This window comes from Flavobacterium johnsoniae UW101, from assembly GCF_000016645.1.
Lineage (GTDB): Bacteria > Bacteroidota > Bacteroidia > Flavobacteriales > Flavobacteriaceae > Flavobacterium > Flavobacterium johnsoniae.
This window is the reverse complement of record NC_009441.1, coordinates 1,944,350-1,961,615: the sequence shown is the minus strand read 5'-3', so window position 1 is coordinate 1,961,615 and position 17,266 is coordinate 1,944,350. Positions and strand designations below refer to the sequence as shown.

Below are 17,266 nucleotides of genomic sequence, written 5' to 3'. Positions count from 1 at the left end.
TAAAATGAATTTACTAGACTCAATAGATCAATCAAACTTACCAAAGCATCTGGCCATTATTATGGACGGAAACGGACGCTGGGCCAAACAACAAGGCTTTTTAAGAGCTTTTGGTCATGAAAACGGCACAAAATCTGTAAAAAAAACAATCACAACCTGCGCCAAACTTGGTATCGAGTATTTAACGCTATACGCTTTTTCTACAGAAAACTGGAATCGTCCAAAATTGGAAGTTGAAGCATTAATGAAAATATTGATTAACTCTTTAAAAAAAGAGCTTGTTACACTGCAGGAAAACAATATTAGACTTAATGCAATTGGAAATCTTGATAAATTGCCAAAAACTGCACAAAAGGAACTTTTAGATGTTATCGACAAAACGAAAAACAATACAAGACTAACCCTGACTCTTGCTTTAAGTTACGGATCCAGAGAGGAATTGGTAAACGCTGTTAGAGCAATAAGCGATAAAGTTAAAAATAATATAATTTCAATAGACACTATTGACGATTCAATTATAAATGAGCATCTTTACACGCAAAATTTACCTGACGTAGATTTATTAATACGAACAAGTGGAGAACATAGAATAAGTAATTTCCTGCTGTGGCAGATTGCCTACGCTGAATTGTATTTTACTAATGTCTTGTGGCCAGACTTTAAAGATCAAGATTTATATGAGGCTATTATTAGTTATCAAAAAAGAGAACGTAGATTTGGAAAAACCAGTGAACAAATTAAATAATTTTTTAGTGTTACAAAAAAGAATACCACAAATAATCTGTACCCTTTTATTATTGGGTAGTTTTTCACAAATAAAAGCTCAAGATAGAGTTCCTTTTGATCAAGGGAAAAAATATACTCTGGCTAAAGTATCTGTAGTTGGTAAAATAAGCTTCAATGAACAAACTGTAGTAACGTTTTCGGGACTGCAAAAAGGTCAGGAAATCACCGTGCCTGGTGAAGAAATCACAAGTGCAATTAAAAAATTAGGTAAACTTGGTCTTTTTGACGAGATTGCCTTTTACATTAATAAAGTAGAAAACGATAGTATTTATTTAGACTTAAATATTGTCGAACTTCCTAAATTAAACGAAGTTAAAATAACTGGTGTTAAGAAAAGTAAAGTCGAAGGATTAATTAAAGACAACAATTTAACCAAAAATAAAATTGTCAACGAAAACTTAATTACGACAACAAAAAACTACATCGAAAACAAGTATAAAAAAGATGGTTTTTACAACACAAAAGTTGTTATTACAACCACTCCTGACACTACCGCAGGAAATCAGGTAAACATGCTTGTAAGGGTTGATAAAGGGGATAAAGTAAAAATCAGCAGTATTGACTTTACAGGAAACAAACAGCTTTCAGACAGCAAACTTAGAGCTGCAATGAAAGATACAAAGCAAAAAAATGTACTGCGCGTTTTTAAAGCTTCAAAATTCATTCCTGAAAAATACAAAACCGATTTAGAAAAGGTTATCGCTTCTTATAAAGAAAAAGGATACCGTGATGCCCGCATTATTTATGATTCTGTTATTTACAACAAAAAGAAAAATATGCTTGCCATCAAAATTGATGTTGAAGAAGGAAACAAATACTACTTTGGTAACATTAAATTCTTAGGTAACACTGTATATTCTGACCAGCAGTTAAACCGCTATTTAGGTATCAAAAAAGGTGAAACTTACAATGGTGTTTTATTAGAAAAAAGAATTGCTGATAATACAAAACCAGATGGTGAAGACATTACAAACTTATATCAAAACAATGGTTATTTATTCTCTAAAATCAATGCTGTAGAGGTAAAAACAGTAAACGACACAATTGATTTTGAGATTAGAATTACCGAAGGTCCAATTGCATATTTCAACAAAATATATGTTACAGGAAATGATAAAACAAATGATCACGTAATTTATCGTGAGTTAAGAACTAAACCAGGAAACAAATACAGTAAAGAAGAATTAGTAAGAACAATTCGTGAAATTGGTCAGTTAGGATTCTTCGATCCTGAGTCTATTAAACCAGAATTTAGAAACGTTGACCCAGCAGCTGGAACTGTTGATATCGAATATCAATTAGTAGAAAAAGGATCAAGCCAGGTTGAGCTTCAAGGAGGTTACGGCGGTGGTGGTTTCATTGGAACCTTAGGTTTATCATTCAACAACTTCTCTGCTAGAAAATTATTTGACAAAGATGCTTACAAACCGCTTCCAATGGGAGATGGTCAAAAAGTAGCACTTCGTTTACAAGGAAGTACATATTTCCAAACTTATAGTTTATCATTCTCTGAACCTTGGTTTGGAGGTAAAAAACCAGTACAATTCAGTTCATCTATCTCTTATAGTAAACAGTTTAATTACAATTATTCATCAAGAGATGTAAACAGAAATCAAAGTTTTAATATTTTTACAGTACAAGTTGGTTTAGCGAAACGTCTTACAGTTCCTGATGATTATTTTGTACTTTCGCAGTCTGTAAGTTACCAGCATTATGATTTAAATAATTACTATACAGGATTATTTACATTTGGTAACGGAGCGTCGAGAAACTTAGCATATACTATTGGACTTTCAAGAAGTAATAAAGGGGTTAACCCAATATTCCCAACGTATGGTTCAGAATTTAGTATTTCTGCAAAAGTAACACCTCCATACTCTCTGTTTAACAATATAAACTATGGAGATTTACAAAACCAAAAAGAATATAAAACACAATATACAGGAACAACAACCACAACCGGTATTGACGGACAGGCAATAAACCCTGGTGACTATACTAAAACTGAAACAGTAAATGGCCAGTCAGGAACTGTAAGTGTTGGATCTGATTATAAAAGTGCAGATACAGATGTTGGAAAAGTCGATCAAAAGAAATACAACTGGTTAGAATATTATAAAGTTAAATTTAAAGCTGACTGGTATACGAAAATATATGGTAAGTTAGTTTTAAGAACTTTAACTGAATTTGGTTTCTTAGGAGCTTATGATCAGTCAAGAGGAGTTGTACCATTTGAGCGTTTCTATTTAGGAGGAGACGGTATGGCAAACTACTCAATGGATGGTAGAGAAACGATACAGTTAAGAGGTTATCCTAATAACTCATTAACACCAATTATTGAAGACAGAAATAGTTCTAGATACGGACAGCAGATTGGAGCAACAATTTATAACAAATTCTCTATGGAATTACGTTATCCAATTACATTAAAATCATCTGCATCTATTTATGCATTGACGTTTTTAGAGGCAGGTTCATCATATCCAACGTTCAAGGATTACAATCCGTTTGACTTGAATCGTTCTGCTGGTGCCGGTTTACGTGTATTCATGCCTGCATTTGGATTATTAGGTATTGATTTTGGTTATGGATTTGATGCTCTTCCAGGATCTACTACTAATAAAGCAAATGGCTGGGAAACACACTTTATCATAGGACAACAATTTTAGAAATTATACGTTTGGTTAAAAATCGACAAATAAAGTAATGTTATGAGAAAACAATTTTTATTTATATTTTTAGCCTTGATTGTAGCTAATACAAGTCAGGCACAAGGCAAGACAACTAGAATTGGCTACATTGATATGGAGTATATTCTGGAAAATGTTTCTGATTATAAAGAAGCAAAATCACAATTGGAGCTCAAAGCCCAAAAGTGGAAACAAGAAATAGAAGCCAAAAAATTAAATATAAATTCTCTTAAAGAAGGTCTTAAAACTGAAAAAGCTTTATTGACGAAAGAATTAATCGAAGAAAGAGAAACTGAAATTAAATTTCAGGAAAATGAAATGCTGGATTATCAGCAAAAGCAATTTGGAGCCGACGGGAATTTAATGAGACAGAAAGCCGCTTTAGCAAAGCCGATTCAGGATCAGGTTTTCACCGCTGTTCAGGATATTGCAGAGGCTAAGAATTATGATTTTATTTTTGATAAATCATCAGATTTGACAATGCTTTTCAGTAATAAAAGATTCGACATCAGCGATCAGGTGATTCGTATTTTAAATAGAACTGATAAAAGAGAGCAATTGAATAAAAAACAATTGAAAGAACAAGAAGCAAAAGAAAATCGTGAAAATGAAATTGATGAAAATCCGGCAATGGCTGATCGTCAAAAAGCATTAGATGAAAGAAGAGCCGCGAGAGAAAAGCTTATTGAAGACAGAAGATTAGAACAGGAAGCGAAGAAAAAAGAATACGACGACAGACGTAAAGCGATGCAGGCCGAAAGAGATGCGAAAAAAAATGGCACGGTTTCTGAAACTGCAAAAACAACGGAAGCGGCAAAAACAACCGAGGCTGTAAAAACAGATGCGACTGCAAAACCTGCATCGACAACTGAAACAACTACAACTCCGGCAGAAACTGCAGCAAGTAAAGCAGAAGAAAGACAAAAGCTTTATGAGCAGCGCAAAAAAGAGTTAGAAGAAAGAAGAAAAAAAATACTCGAAGAACGAGAAGCGGCTAAAAAAGCAAAAGAAGCCGAAACACAAAAAACAAATACGACCAATAATTAATTAATATTTTAAAAATGATGAAACAAATCAAAACTTTACTAATTGCTGCAATACTAGTTTTAGGAGCAAGTAACACAATGAACGCACAGGCTAAGGTTGCCCATGTTGATGTTAGCGAGATTATGTCGAAAATGCCTGCGATGCTTGATGCTCAAAATCAACTGCAAAAATTAAGTGGGACATATGATGCTGAATACAAAAAAATGGTTGACGAATACCAAACTAAAATCAAAAAGTACGAAGCAGAAGCTGCTACAGTAACTGAAGCTGTAAACGGAGATCGTTCTAAAGAAGTTCAAGATATGCAAAAAAGAATTGTTGATTACAGAGACAATGCACAAAAAGAACTACAACAAAAAGAAACTGATATCGTAAAACCATTAATGGAAAAAGTAAGAGCTTCTATCCAAAAAATTGGAAAAGCTAAAGGTTTCCAATACGTATTAGATGGTTCTACTCTTTTATTAGCTGATGGTCCAAACATCACTGCTGATGTGAAAAAAGATTTAGGATTCTAAGAAAAACGATTCTGATAAAATTAAAAACGGCTCAAACTTTTTAAGTTTGAGCCGTTTTATTTTAAGGTATTTCTCTGTAAAGTGATAAGGTATAAGGTTTATTAAATTCAAAAAAAAAGAGCCTGAAATCAGGCTCCTTTTCTTCAACACACAAACGTGTATTAATTTCTTGGCGGACATTTAGTTCCTGAAGGAAAACATTCCCAAATAGGCTTTTTGTTTTCTTCAAATCCCACGATACAAGCGATACCGTAGCACTCTGGAGCATTTCCTCCATTAATTTTTTTAAGCTCTTCTTTAGTCAGCTTTTCAGATGACAAATTTTCAATAATTTTCATAGTGTTATTGTTTTTTGGGTGAAGTATAAATATAGTATTTTATTTACAATAAAATATCTTTTTATTTAAAAAAAACCAAATTGCAGAGAAAGTAAAAAATACTAATTTTGTAATATGACAAACAATAATCCTATAGGCGTTTTTGACTCTGGAATTGGAGGAACCTCCATTTGGAGTGCTATTCACGATTTACTTCCAAACGAAAAAACAATATATTTAGCAGACAGCAAAAACGCTCCTTATGGTCAAAAAACCAAAGAAGAAATTGTTGCACTAAGCAAAAAAAATGTAGAGTTTTTATTAGAAAACAATTGCAAGCTAATTGTTGTAGCCTGTAATACCGCCACAACAAACGCCATTAGAGAACTGCGCAATGATTATGACATTCCGTTTATTGGAATTGAGCCTGCTATAAAACCCGCAGCTACTAATTCGAGAACACAGGTTATTGGAATCCTGGCCACAAAAGGAACTCTTAACAGCGAGCTTTTTAATAAAACTGCCGAAATGTTTCAGCATACCACAATTATTGAGCAGGTGGGTTATGGATTAGTCCAGTTAATTGAAGATGGGAATTTAAATTCACCAGAAATGACTCAATTACTTGAATCTTATTTACAGCCAATGATTGACGCTAATATTGACTATCTTGTTTTAGGATGCAGTCATTATCCTTATCTGATTCCGCAGATAAAAAAGATTCTTCCGGACCACATCCAGATTATAGATTCTGGAGAAGCAGTAGCAAGACAGACTCAAAATGTATTACGCGAAAAAGCTGGATTTACTGATGGTAAAAACAACAGCGATCCTGTGTTTTATGTAAATTCAAATCCAGCAGTATTAAAATCAATTTTAGAAAACAAATATCCTGTAATAGAAAAAGATTTTTAAGGTTATTCGAATTTTCGTTTTACAAACCAAATTCCGTCTAAAGACAAATTGATAGATAACTTGTGATAATTTTCTTTGATTAAATCATTCGCAATTCTTCCTTTTTGTCCGTAAGAGTACGAAATATTTAAAGCCGAAAAAGTGTTTTCAATTGGCAGTCTGACTCCAATAGAGATTGACGCATCGTTAACTCTTTTGCCATCAACTTCCAGATAACCAGTATCAAAATTAGCTCCTGCAAAATATTGCACCCTGTCCCAATATTTTCGGAAATTTCTCTTTTCATTAAAATAAGTAAGACCAAAGGCAAATCTGTCCTGATTGACAAACTCTCCGTATAAATCAGACTGTTTGGTGTCTTTCCATAAACTCTTCTGATAGTCGAATGTCGTAGTCAGGACTTTCTTAAACTTTTTACTGATCCCCACCCCTATTTCTGAAGGCAGATAATAATCATCAACATCTGATGCCACATCAGTTTCAATAGCATTGTAAACATCATCAGTAATCGTTTCAACAGTTTGTATTTTTGAACTCTTAATTTGCGCCGGCAGTTTAAAAGTTGCCCCAATAGTAAGCGTTGAATCAATTTTATACTGCATTCCTAGAGTAGCGCGAAGACCGTTATAATCTGTCTTTTTATGAACATTTGTAATTGAATTTAAAATCGAAAATGTTCGGTCATCCACAACATTCCCAAACAGCAAAGCTGCAGAAGCTCCTACCGATAGTTTTTCAGTTACACGATATCCGTATGAAAAATCAAAATTATTCAATCCGCCTGATCCTCCCGCCGTTAAATAATACGATTCATTACTATCAGCTATAGGCAGTTTCAAATTTGAAATCTTGTATGATGCGCTTGAATATGGACGCAGTGCAACGCTGAATCCTGATCTTTTAGTAATAGGAAATGCAAAAGCAAGATGCGAAAACTGAAAATTATTACGCTTCTCACTTCGGGAATTATTTTGATAAGTTGTCGCAATGGCTTTTCCACCAACATCCAGCATAAAATGATTAAGAGGCATTGATCCTAATGAAGCCGGATTCAGGTTATTAATAAAATTACTGGATGGCAGTGCAATTCCAGATGATCCAATTGAAGGAATTGAGCCAAAATCAGAATCGTATAAACTTCCCACACCATATAATGAATATGGAGAACTTGATATACTTTGTGAAAACGAAGTAAGCGACATTAAAATGAAGCAGCTAAAAAAAACTATTTTATTTTTCATTTAATATGAGATGTAATAAACCTTAATTTGAATTTTATTTTGCGAATGCTTTTGATCTCCTAAAACAAGTCTGTCAACTGATTTAGATATTCCTGGTAAGGTTAAAATTAATGCAGACCTGGAATCAGAAGCTTTCAGCATTTCTTTCTGTAGAAAATTCCCTAACGGTATTGTATATCCAATGTTTTCATTGAACTCATCGCTTTTTTTATTTAAAATTCCATAAACAGAGTTACCAGCGGCATTGAGCAAAGGACTGCTGATTCTGTTTAAATTATCTCCCACATAAACCTTTAAGGAATCAGACAGCGGATATTTATCGGAATACGAATTATTAACCGGTTTTAAGAACAGCTGTGCATCGACAATTGCTCCATTAGCAGAAATGTATTTAAGCTGTTTTATATTTGGGAAATCAATCCTGCAGGCCACTCCTGTGCCAGATTGAATAAATCCCTGCTTATTGGTCTGCGAACTCGAAAGCCTTTGGGTAGAAATGGGTAAATTTTGAATTATTGTTCCGGTTTTATCCAGCGAGACAGAATTAAACTGTTTGGAAGCATCTGCAATAGTAAAATCTAAAATAAGCGAATCATCATCATTATCGGCTTGATATTTAGAATAGTACAACCTCACTTTGCTCGTTGAAACATTAAACCCAATTGCACTTGATGAGTTAGTTCCGGATGGCACTAATACAAGTCCTTTTAGATACTCTGTAAAATTGTCAAAACCTGTAATTTCTCTTTTTTTGATTTTCTGAAAAATATCTTGTCCAAACGCGTCACTCATTCTAATATTAATCGAATCCTTCTCTGTTGGTCTGGGTTTATATGAAATTGTTCCCAGAACTTCATCACTGTAAGTCAAAGTAGAATTATTATAAAAACTTTTATCGTCTACGTTTGGTTTTACTTTTTGAGTTAAACGATGGATATCGAATTTTTGAACCTGAGTTGTATCACCATAATAATAGTTATCGTATTTTAAAATCATCGAAATCGAATCAAAAACAAAATTAACCGCTTCGGTATCTGATCCTGAATTACTCAACGAATACGAACTTCCGGAAATTTGAAAATAGCTGTTCGATTTTATTTTTCCAAAAATTGGATCATCGTAATTTCCAACTAAAATTCGGCTCTGGCTTGAAGTTACCAGCGAATCAAAATTTATTGTAGACATTTCAACCGTAACGGTATCAACCATTACAACTTTATTATTGAGAGCAAGATAATCTGATCCAACAACAAACTCGCCGGCATCAGTATCTGTACCGCATGAAAATATAGTAAACGCAAAAAACAGCATTAATAAAAACTTGCCCATAATCAATTTTTTTGGCAAATATAAAAGGCACTATTCTGCAGTTCACTATAACATATACAGGCAAGCATATTTCGACTATAAATGGCGATAAAACATCTACAGTACATTAACTGCTTTCAATATTAGATTCAGCCTTAAAAAACGGGATTTAGTCTATCAAAAAGCGTCATACATATATCTTCTTTTTTTTAAAACCTTCGTCAGCCTACTTTTGAGCCAATAAATAAGTAATGAAAATAAGGTTTATAATTTGTTCCGTTTTTTTAATGTCAATATTAAGTATGAAAGCTCAGGAAAAGTTTTCGGTTAATATCGATTTAAAAACAGAACCTACTGATAAAATTGATTTTAATAAAACTAATGCGGGAGTGTTTTTTAGCCGAACAATAAGTTCTAAAAGCAGTATAAAAAATACATTATCGTATACTAATCTGAATTTGAGTTATGATAAAGACAGCTTTAAAAGTATAGACCAGTTACGCCAGATTCAGGATAAGTTTGAATTTTCTCATGAAATACTAAATGCCGTAAAACTAATTTTTTCGCTTACGCCAACAGCAAATTTTCAGCACAATTTAGATTTTTCTGATTTGTCGCTTTTAGGAAGTTTTGAAATCAGCAGACAGCTGAATTCAAAAACGACTTTAAATATAGGAGCCTCCAGAACGGCAGTTTTTGGTAATCCGAAATTCCTGCCTGTGGCTTCATTAAATTATAAAATAAACGAAAATGCAAATTTGCTGGTTGGTTTTCCAGATTCAAAAATTTCATATTCAAATAACATCCGAAACAAGTTTAGCCTGAACAATAGTTTTAATGGAAACTTTTACAATTTAGATGTTCAGAACAATATAAATAACAATGCTGTAAAAGCAGTTCTTTCGCAAATGACGACATCATTTGAATATGAAAGAAATGTCGAAAAAAACTGGTTTTTGAATTTCAAAGCCGGATATGATTTTGACAAAAAATATAAACTTACTGACAGTAAAGACCATACCGTTCATGATTATAATATTGGCAATGGATATGTTTTAGGAATAGGGATCAAATACAAACAATAAAATAAATTTTAAACACTATGAATAATTTAAAAAAAGGAATATTATTCGCCGCCCTGTTTTCGGGCCTGTTTTTTGTAAGCTGCAGCAACGATAATGACGATGATGATTTGGTAGGAAACTGGATTAAAAAATCAGCGTTTGACGGTCCGGCAAGATCTAGTGCGACAAGTTTTGTAATTGGAGATTATGCTTATGTAGCAACAGGCTACACGGGAGATGAATATTTAAAAGACCTTTGGGTTTATGATTCAAATGGGGATTATTGGGAACAAAAAGCCAATTTTACAGGTGTTGGAAGAAGTTCTGCTTCTGCTTTTACACTAAACGGAAAAGGATATATTGGTCTTGGTTATGACGGAACTAACAGATTAAAAGACTTTTACCAATACGACCCGTCAAACAACAGCTGGACTCAAAAAGCTGATTTTGAAGGAACAGCACGTTATGGTGCAGTAGGTTTTCAGGCAGCTGGCAAAGCTTTCTTTGGAACCGGTTATGACGGAAATTATCTTAAAGATTTCTATCAGTATGATGATACAGCAAATACATGGACTCTTGTAAATGGATTTGGCGGTAATAAAAGACGTAATGCAACTGTATTTGTAATTTCAGACAAAGCTTATCTGGTTACAGGAATAAACAATGGTGTATATCAGGAAGATTTTTGGGAATTTGACCCGGCTGCTAATACCTGGACAAGAAAAAGAGATATTGATAAAGATACAGATGATGATTACTCTTGGAATGATGACTATGCAATTACAAGATCAAATGCTTCTGGTTTCTCAATGAATGGATTAGGATATGTTGTAGGTGGTGAAAACATTAAAACTGCCTGGGAATATAATCCTTCTACAGATCTTTGGACAGAGAGAACGGCTATGGAAGGCGCAACCAGAACTGATGCTGTTGGTTTTGCAATTAACAATCGCGGGTTCTATCTATTAGGAAGAGTAGGTTCATCTTACTTTGATGATGTTTGGGAATTTAAACCGCAAGACGAACAAAGTGACGATGACAATTAATACTATTACACAATTCTTCTGGCGTAAAATCCAGAAGAATTTACTGCTTTTGTTTCTTGTTTTATCAATCGTTTCCTGTACAAAAAAAGAAGTACTAAAAACCGAAACATTTAAAACTGATACCGGCTGGGGATATTCGATTTCTTATAAAGAAAAAATCATTATTAAGCAGTCGATTATTCCGGTTATAAATGAAAACAAAAGTTTTTCGACACAAGATGATGCTTTAAAAACCGCTGGTTTAGTTGTTTCAAAACTCAAACAAAACTTATCCCCATCGGTAACCAAAAATGAATTAATTTTATTAAAAATAAAATTATAATGACGATAGATACCATTAAAAATACGAATTCAAATAAAATCTTATTCCATTTTATGATTTGGCTTTTCTTTATCCTGACTTCTTTAATTCAGTTTTACGAAAGTCCATTTAGGATCAATAATGATTTTTATGCACAATGGATAAGCGGTATTTTACTGTTTTATTTGAACTATTTTTATTTGGTTCCCGCTTTGCTTTTACAAAAAAAATACTGGCAGTATTTTGTATTTGCATTGGGTATTATTGTCATTTTTATGGTCATTAGAATAAATTATTTTATTCCTGAATTTAGACATTTAAGACCAGATAATATTGCTCCGGCCAGAATGATCCCCAGAGATCCTCATTTTTTACCAGAAGGAAAACATTTTAGAGTAGAAATGAGACAGCCGTTGTTTTTTAAAATCGGTCCTTCATTTTTTTACATTTTAATCCTTACAATAAGTGCCATTATCAGAACCCTGACAGAGTTCTATAATAATCAGCAAAATAAATTAATCGCCGAAACACACAGAACGAGTACCGAATTAATATACCTGCGTAAACAAACCAATCCGCATTTTTTATTCAATTCATTAAACAGTATTTATTCTCTGGCGCACAAGAAATCTGATTTGGTCCCTGATGCCATCGTGACATTGTCTGAACTAATGCGCTATATGCTGTATGAAACAGATAATAAAACGGTGGCTTTAGAAAAAGAAATCAATTATATCCAGAATTATATTGATTTACAAAAACTGCGGCTTAATAACATCGAAGACATTTATATAAATGTACATGGCGATACTAAAAACAAATTTATCGAACCATTGCTATTGATATCTTTTGTTGAGAATGCTTTTAAGTACGGAACCGACTATAAAGGCGCCGCACATGTTAAAATCAAAATTTTTATTTCTGAAAATGATCTTGATTTCTGGATTGAAAATACGATTGAAAACTATGTAAAAGATCCTGACAATTCAGGAATTGGACTGGTAAACATTCAAAACCGACTTGATTTACTTTATCCAAACGCACACGAACTAACTATTAACCAGGATAATCAATTTTACCGAGTGCATTTAAATCTAAAATTAGATAAAATTCAAACCGCAGTAAATTAAACAAATGTGATTATGGACAGAAAAAAATTTATCCGAAATGGTCTTTTAGGCATTACTGCTTTGGCAGGTGCTTCTAAATTATTAGAATCCTGTTCTAAAAGCGACAATGATGACTCAGACACAAATTCGTCTGGAGACGGAAGCTGTGTTGTTTCTCCCGCAGAAACAAAAGGTCCATTTCCTATCAAAACACCAAGTCAGCTGGTTTTAGAAAATATAAAATCAGATCGCGTGGGAGTTGCGCTTCTTATCAATTTAAAAATTGAAAATAAAAACAATGATTGTGCACCTCTTTCTAATGTTTTAGTAGATGTATGGCATTGTGACAAAGATGGAAATTATTCTGAATACGGCGGTACACAAATGCAGCAGACTGATTATACTTCGGTTCATTTTTTAAGAGGAAGACAAACTACAAATGCAAGTGGCGAAGTTTCATTTATATCTATTTACCCAGGCTGGTATCAAGGCAGAGCTCCTCACGTGCATGTTGAAGTTTTATCAAGCAGCGGTTCGTCTTTATTAGTAACTCAGATTGCTTTTCCTGAAAACATTTCCAGCGAAGTATATTCGAGCACTAATTATGCAGCTCATGGTCAAGCTGATACTTCGAACACAAAAGATAATGTTTTCTCAGACAGTCTTTCAAGCGAATTGGCAACGCTGACTGGAAATTTAACTGACGGATATACTTTAACCAAAACCATTACGGTAAACGGTTAATTTTAGAAACAACCAGTATTTTATGATAATTTTAAAACTTAATTTACTGGTTTAAAACTACTTTTGACTGCCAAAACAATTTAAAACTTAATTTCCAACAGATGAAATGTGTAATTATAGATGATGAACCTTTAGCAGTTGAACTATTAGAAGATTTTGTCAAAAAAGTAGATTCACTCGAATTAGTCAATACTTTTAATAACGCTATTGATGCTGTTTCATTTATCAATCAGAACAATATTGATTTGATTTTTCTGGATATCCAAATGCCTCATTTTTCTGGAATTGAGTTTATAAACACTATCGAAAAAAAACCTTTAGTAATCTTTACAACTGCTTATTCTGATTATGCTGTAGAAGGCTTTAATTTGGGTGCTGTTGATTATTTAGTAAAACCAATTCCGTTTCATCGCTTTTTAAAATCGGTTGTGCGAGCGCAGCAAATTAATAATCCCGCTGCTCCTGTTCAGGCCGTTTCAGAAAATGTTCCGGCTCCAGAAGTTGAACAGGATTTTATGTTTGTTAGAGCGGAATATGAAAATGTAAAAATGAATTTTTCGGATATATTATTTATCGAAGGTTTAAAAGATTACGTAAAAATATACACTACAGACAATAAATTTACACTGACTTTAATCAGCTTAATAAAACTGGAAAATCTGCTTTCAAACAAAGGATTTTCGCGAATTCACAGGTCTTACATCATCAATATAAAACATGTAAAATCAATTCAAAAAAATAAAGTTTTAATCAGCGACAAACGAATTCCAATAAGCGAAAGCTATAAAAATGCTTTCTTCGAGAAAATCAATTTATAAGTTTATAAAAACTTCAAAATAATCCCGATAGCTATCGAGACCAAATTCCAATAAAGCATCAATACTATTGGAATTTGGAATTTGTATTTTATTCTTCGTTTTTAAACCATCCTGAATACATTACATAATTGTTCGAAATACGTTCGATTTCGCCTGCAAAATCAGATTGATCAATGTCTTTTACTTTTTTAGCTGGAACACCTGCAAAAATAGTCCCCGAAGGAACAACAGTATTTTGAGTTAAAACAGCTCCGGCTGCAATAATCGAATTACTTTCAACAACGCAGTTATCCATTACAATAGCCCCCATTCCTATTAATACATTGTCATGAATCGTGCATCCGTGAACAATCGCATTATGACCAATTGAAACATTGTTTCCTATAATAGTTGGGTGTTTTTGATAAGTGCAATGAATTACGGCTCCATCCTGAATGTTTACTTTGTTTCCTATCTTAATAAAGTGAACATCTCCGCGAACCACAGCATTAAACCACACGCTGCAAGAATCTCCAAAAGAAACATCGCCGACAATTGTTGCATTTTCAGCAACATAACAATCTTGTGGTATTGAAGGTGCTTTTCCGTTTACAGATTTTATAACCATAATATTTTTTTAATTAACTGCAGGGCAATTACAATCGTAACGCTCTTTTCTGCAAAATAAATTAATTCCTAAAGTAATCTGGTGATAACCGCCAGTATCAAATTTTACATCTCCCGTAACTTGAGAATAAGTATAGGCAAACATAAAGTTTTTAAAATTAACGCCTACTATTGGCGTAATGTATTGTAATTTTTGAGACGAAACACCGCTCCCTGAACTATACTGTGCTCCATCAAAACTTCTTCTATACGATAATGCAGCCCACAAACTTCCAAAATCCATATTCTTGTACGCTTTTAAATTCAAGTCTATAGACTTTTGTTTGGTCTGATCAAAATATTGAAATAAAATTGAAGGTTCCCAGGTAATTTTATCTCTTTTTCCAAACACATATCCGGCACTAAAAAGAAATTTTCTCAAATTGTCACTTTCATAATCTGTATACAGCTCTCTTCTTGTTTCAAGAACTCCCTGAACCGTTGCATGTGCATAAAAATCAAGAAAATTATACGATGCTCCAATATCTAAATTGAAATAAGAATCTTTTTGAATGGAACCAAAAACAATAGGATCGAAAACATTTCCGAATTTAGTTTCATCTAACTGATTCTGAATCAATCCCCCGCTGATACCAAAAGAAAGCTGATTTAAATCGAGTTCGTCTCTCGAAAACATAATATGATGAGCATACGTAAGCTTTACACCTTTTTCTGAATGGTAACCGTTTTTATCATTAAAAACAATAATTCCGGCACCTGAACGCTCTCCTACTCTTCCGTTAAAACTTAAAGTTTGAAGCGACGGCGCATCTTCCTGACCAAACCATTGTTTTCTGGCTGTTAACCTAATTTTTGCACAGTTAGCGGCACCCGCCATTGAAGGGTGAATTAAGTAATAGTTGTCCGATAAATAATCTGAATAAACAGGAATTCCTTCTTGTGAATAGGTAAAGAACGAAGTAATTAAAAAAACAAATAAAAACTTGATTTTTAATTTCATAATGGTTAGCTAGTTTATATAATTTTTGCTCTCTTATTAATTTCGTACGAATTATTTGAAAAGAGTCTTAATTATTTTATTAAAAAATCAAATATAGCCATAAGTAGAAAATAACTTTAGTAAATTTGCAAAAAATTACTGCCATGACAAAAATCACTATAAAAGAAACTCAAAATCCAACGATATTAAAGTTCGAATTTGAAGATTTTATCACTCAAAATCAAAGCTTTGAATTTAAAAACATTGACGAAGCACAAGCATCTCCTTTAGCACAGCAATTGTTCTATCTTCCGTTTGTAAAAACAGTTTATATTTCAGGAAACTTCATTGCAATCGAAAGATACAGCATTGTAGACTGGGACGATGTAAAAGATGCCGTTGCAGAACAAATTACATCATTTGTAGACAAAGGCGGCGTTATTATAAAAGTTGACGAAAATAAAGCTAAAAAACAGCCTATTACAGTTTATGGAGAAACAACTCCAAACCCTGCTGCTTTAAAATTTGTAGTAAGCAGAATGTTGACCAGAAATGCGGTTGAATACAAAAATATCGATCAGACTGCTTCTTCTCCATTGGCTCAGGAATTATTTAAATTTCCTTATGTAAAAGAAGTATTTATTGATGAAAATTATATTTCTGTAACCAAATACGAAATCAACGACTGGCAGGAAATTACCTTAGAATTAAGAACATTCATCAAACAATTTATCGAAAACGGAGGAACTGTTTTAGATGAAAGCTTAATTCAGACTGCAACTAAAAATGATGTTACAAAAGACGAAGCTTTTGACAAACTGGATGTAACTTCTCAGCAGATTATCAACATATTAGAAGAATATGTAAAACCAGCAGTTGCGGCTGATGGAGGAAATATTGCTTTTGATTCTTATAATGAAGATGACAAAACCGTAAAAGTGATTTTACAAGGAGCTTGCAGCGGTTGTCCTTCATCAACATTTACTCTAAAAAGCGGAATCGAAAATATGCTGAAAAGTATGCTGAATGATGAAGCTATTAAAGTTGAAGCTTTGAATGCATAAAACATTTAATACATTATAGAAAGCGTCTCAATCGAGGCGCTTTTTTATTTAGGAATAATTATTGAAAGGTATTAACACATAGAGACATCAAGACTATTTAGCAATAAATACTCCAGCGGAGCATAATATTTATAGCATGTACCCGTGATTTCAAGCTCCAGAGGAGCGAAACATATATTATTTAAAATATGCCGCTCCTCTGGAGCTTTTCATACATGGAAATAAATTATGCTATAAATATTATGCTCCGCTGGAGCCTTTTGTTTCTATGCGTTTAAAATTAAACCAAACTAATTCGCTATCAATTAATTATTATAAAATTTAATTGTAATTCTCGAAAAACAATTAATATTGTATTCTAAACCAACCAAATCAAAACCATGGGATTAACTTCATTTTTTACCAATTTATTTGGATCTGCAAAAGAAAAAACTACCGATTTTGCTGCACAGGCAGAAACTACTGTTGAAGAAATTAAAGACGCCGCAGAACCTATACTTGAAAATGCTGCCGATTTAATCAGCGATGTATTTGATTCTATAAAAGAAGTCCTGTCAGAAAACACCAATTCTGATTATGAACTTGTTACAGAAACTGTTGTAGACGTAAGCGAAGATGCTGTAACCGATTTTGATTCTGAAGAGTCAGAAAAATAAGCAGTTTCTGATTTAAAAGATAATTATTTTATATTTGCAGCAATCAATACACCTTCT

18 protein-coding genes are annotated in these 17,266 nt (G+C 33.1%); 13 read left to right on the top strand and 5 right to left on the bottom strand.

All coding sequences use genetic code 11. The features are described 5' to 3' along the window. The first annotated feature begins 4 nt into the window (after nt 1–4). Genes FJOH_RS08765 through FJOH_RS08750 form a run of 4 tightly spaced genes read left to right on the top strand, consistent with a single transcriptional unit; the run spans nt 5 to nt 5,041 of the window. Nucleotides 5–745 carry an isoprenyl transferase gene (locus FJOH_RS08765; RefSeq protein WP_012023767.1) on the top strand — a complete coding sequence of 247 codons (741 nt, stop codon included), beginning with the start codon at nt 5–7 and terminating at the stop codon, nt 743–745. Continuing rightward, nucleotides 678–3,455 carry a BamA/OMP85 family outer membrane protein gene (locus FJOH_RS08760; RefSeq protein WP_044047595.1) on the top strand — a complete coding sequence of 926 codons (2,778 nt, stop codon included), beginning with the start codon at nt 678–680 and terminating at the stop codon, nt 3,453–3,455. The genes FJOH_RS08765 and FJOH_RS08760 overlap by 68 nt, the downstream gene beginning before the upstream one ends. A gap of 42 nt (nt 3,456–3,497) precedes the next feature. Next, entirely contained in the window at nt 3,498–4,523 is a 1,026-nt protein-coding gene (locus FJOH_RS08755; RefSeq protein WP_012023765.1) for an OmpH family outer membrane protein, read from the top strand. Nucleotides 4,524–4,537: 14 nt separating this feature from the next. Continuing rightward, a complete protein-coding gene (locus FJOH_RS08750) occupies nt 4,538–5,041 on the top strand; it encodes an OmpH family outer membrane protein (protein WP_012023764.1) in 504 nt (167 codons plus the stop codon). 161 nt (nt 5,042–5,202) lie between these two features. Here the strand turns inward: FJOH_RS08750 and FJOH_RS26790 are convergent, their stop codons facing one another. Continuing rightward, nucleotides 5,203–5,379: a class IIb bacteriocin, lactobin A/cerein 7B family gene (locus FJOH_RS26790; protein WP_123875754.1), complete on the bottom strand. Its 177-nt coding sequence runs from the start codon at nt 5,377–5,379 to the stop codon at nt 5,203–5,205. Nucleotides 5,380–5,493: 114 nt separating this feature from the next. On the opposite strand from FJOH_RS26790, the gene murI reads away from it, so the two are divergent. Further along, nucleotides 5,494–6,273, top strand: a complete 780-nt coding sequence (gene murI / locus FJOH_RS08745; protein ID WP_012023763.1) for a glutamate racemase — start codon at nt 5,494–5,496, stop codon at nt 6,271–6,273. 2 nt (nt 6,274–6,275) lie between these two features. Here the strand turns inward: murI and FJOH_RS08740 are convergent, their stop codons facing one another. Both FJOH_RS08740 and FJOH_RS08735 read right to left on the bottom strand, forming a co-directional pair. Continuing rightward, nucleotides 6,276–7,514 (bottom strand): OmpP1/FadL family transporter, encoded by a 1,239-nt coding sequence (locus FJOH_RS08740; RefSeq protein ID WP_012023762.1) that lies wholly within the window; start codon nt 7,512–7,514, stop codon nt 6,276–6,278. Then, a complete protein-coding gene (locus tag FJOH_RS08735; protein WP_012023761.1) occupies nt 7,515–8,843 on the bottom strand; it encodes a DUF4270 family protein in 1,329 nt (442 codons plus the stop codon). It abuts the gene before it with no gap. Between the two features lie 281 nt (nt 8,844–9,124). Between FJOH_RS08735 and FJOH_RS08730 the strand changes: the two genes are divergently transcribed. The 6 genes from FJOH_RS08730 (at nt 9,125) to FJOH_RS08705 (ending at nt 13,904) form a co-directional block, all read left to right on the top strand. Then, nucleotides 9,125–9,907 carry a DUF6268 family outer membrane beta-barrel protein gene (locus tag FJOH_RS08730; RefSeq protein ID WP_235023010.1) on the top strand — a complete coding sequence of 261 codons (783 nt, stop codon included), beginning with the start codon at nt 9,125–9,127 and terminating at the stop codon, nt 9,905–9,907. Between the two features lie 17 nt (nt 9,908–9,924). Beyond that, nucleotides 9,925–10,932 carry a Kelch repeat-containing protein gene (locus FJOH_RS08725; RefSeq protein ID WP_012023759.1) on the top strand — a complete coding sequence of 336 codons (1,008 nt, stop codon included), beginning with the start codon at nt 9,925–9,927 and terminating at the stop codon, nt 10,930–10,932. After that, entirely contained in the window at nt 10,922–11,254 is a 333-nt protein-coding gene (locus FJOH_RS08720) for a DUF4907 domain-containing protein (protein ID WP_012023758.1), read from the top strand. The genes FJOH_RS08725 and FJOH_RS08720 overlap by 11 nt, the downstream gene beginning before the upstream one ends. Further along, entirely contained in the window at nt 11,254–12,363 is a 1,110-nt protein-coding gene (locus FJOH_RS08715; RefSeq protein WP_012023757.1) for a sensor histidine kinase, read from the top strand. Before FJOH_RS08720 ends, FJOH_RS08715 begins: the two co-directional genes overlap by 1 nt. Nucleotides 12,364–12,375: 12 nt before the next feature. Then, complete coding sequence (locus tag FJOH_RS08710; protein WP_012023756.1) at nt 12,376–13,086, top strand: dioxygenase family protein; 711 nt, start codon at nt 12,376–12,378, stop codon at nt 13,084–13,086. A gap of 101 nt (nt 13,087–13,187) precedes the next feature. Then, nucleotides 13,188–13,904 (top strand): LytR/AlgR family response regulator transcription factor, encoded by a 717-nt coding sequence (locus FJOH_RS08705; RefSeq protein ID WP_012023755.1) that lies wholly within the window; start codon nt 13,188–13,190, stop codon nt 13,902–13,904. A gap of 88 nt (nt 13,905–13,992) precedes the next feature. Here FJOH_RS08705 and FJOH_RS08700 read toward each other — a convergent pair whose 3' ends face one another. Next, on the bottom strand, nt 13,993–14,511 hold the full coding sequence (locus FJOH_RS08700) for a gamma carbonic anhydrase family protein (protein WP_012023754.1): 519 nt from the start codon (nt 14,509–14,511) through the stop codon (nt 13,993–13,995). A 9-nt stretch (nt 14,512–14,520) separates the two neighbouring features. Beyond that, a complete protein-coding gene (locus tag FJOH_RS08695) occupies nt 14,521–15,510 on the bottom strand; it encodes a PorP/SprF family type IX secretion system membrane protein (protein WP_012023753.1) in 990 nt (329 codons plus the stop codon). A gap of 143 nt (nt 15,511–15,653) precedes the next feature. On the opposite strand from FJOH_RS08695, the gene FJOH_RS08690 reads away from it, so the two are divergent. Beyond that, the gene (locus FJOH_RS08690) at nt 15,654–16,553 is read left to right on the top strand and encodes a NifU family protein (protein WP_012023752.1); all 900 of its coding nucleotides are present in this window, start codon (nt 15,654–15,656) and stop codon (nt 16,551–16,553) included. A 380-nt stretch (nt 16,554–16,933) separates the two neighbouring features. Continuing rightward, a complete protein-coding gene (locus FJOH_RS08685) occupies nt 16,934–17,209 on the top strand; it encodes a hypothetical protein (RefSeq protein WP_012023751.1) in 276 nt (91 codons plus the stop codon). Nucleotides 17,210–17,266 lie beyond the last annotated feature (57 nt).

Coding starts and splice junctions, on each gene's coding strand:
- FJOH_RS08765 (WP_012023767.1), top strand. CDS start 5: ATGAATTTACTAGACTCAATAGATCAATCAAACTTACCAAAGCATCTG.
- FJOH_RS08760 (WP_044047595.1), top strand. CDS start 678: ATGAGGCTATTATTAGTTATCAAAAAAGAGAACGTAGATTTGGAAAAA.
- FJOH_RS08755 (WP_012023765.1), top strand. CDS start 3,498: ATGAGAAAACAATTTTTATTTATATTTTTAGCCTTGATTGTAGCTAAT.
- FJOH_RS08750 (WP_012023764.1), top strand. CDS start 4,538: ATGATGAAACAAATCAAAACTTTACTAATTGCTGCAATACTAGTTTTA.
- FJOH_RS26790 (WP_123875754.1), bottom strand. CDS start 5,379: ATGAAAATTATTGAAAATTTGTCATCTGAAAAGCTGACTAAAGAAGAG.
- murI (WP_012023763.1), top strand. CDS start 5,494: ATGACAAACAATAATCCTATAGGCGTTTTTGACTCTGGAATTGGAGGA.
- FJOH_RS08740 (WP_012023762.1), bottom strand. CDS start 7,514: ATGAAAAATAAAATAGTTTTTTTTAGCTGCTTCATTTTAATGTCGCTT.
- FJOH_RS08735 (WP_012023761.1), bottom strand. CDS start 8,843: ATGGGCAAGTTTTTATTAATGCTGTTTTTTGCGTTTACTATATTTTCA.
- FJOH_RS08730 (WP_235023010.1), top strand. CDS start 9,125: ATGAAAGCTCAGGAAAAGTTTTCGGTTAATATCGATTTAAAAACAGAA.
- FJOH_RS08725 (WP_012023759.1), top strand. CDS start 9,925: ATGAATAATTTAAAAAAAGGAATATTATTCGCCGCCCTGTTTTCGGGC.
- FJOH_RS08720 (WP_012023758.1), top strand. CDS start 10,922: ATGACAATTAATACTATTACACAATTCTTCTGGCGTAAAATCCAGAAG.
- FJOH_RS08715 (WP_012023757.1), top strand. CDS start 11,254: ATGACGATAGATACCATTAAAAATACGAATTCAAATAAAATCTTATTC.
- FJOH_RS08710 (WP_012023756.1), top strand. CDS start 12,376: ATGGACAGAAAAAAATTTATCCGAAATGGTCTTTTAGGCATTACTGCT.
- FJOH_RS08705 (WP_012023755.1), top strand. CDS start 13,188: ATGAAATGTGTAATTATAGATGATGAACCTTTAGCAGTTGAACTATTA.
- FJOH_RS08700 (WP_012023754.1), bottom strand. CDS start 14,511: ATGGTTATAAAATCTGTAAACGGAAAAGCACCTTCAATACCACAAGAT.
- FJOH_RS08695 (WP_012023753.1), bottom strand. CDS start 15,510: ATGAAATTAAAAATCAAGTTTTTATTTGTTTTTTTAATTACTTCGTTC.
- FJOH_RS08690 (WP_012023752.1), top strand. CDS start 15,654: ATGACAAAAATCACTATAAAAGAAACTCAAAATCCAACGATATTAAAG.
- FJOH_RS08685 (WP_012023751.1), top strand. CDS start 16,934: ATGGGATTAACTTCATTTTTTACCAATTTATTTGGATCTGCAAAAGAA.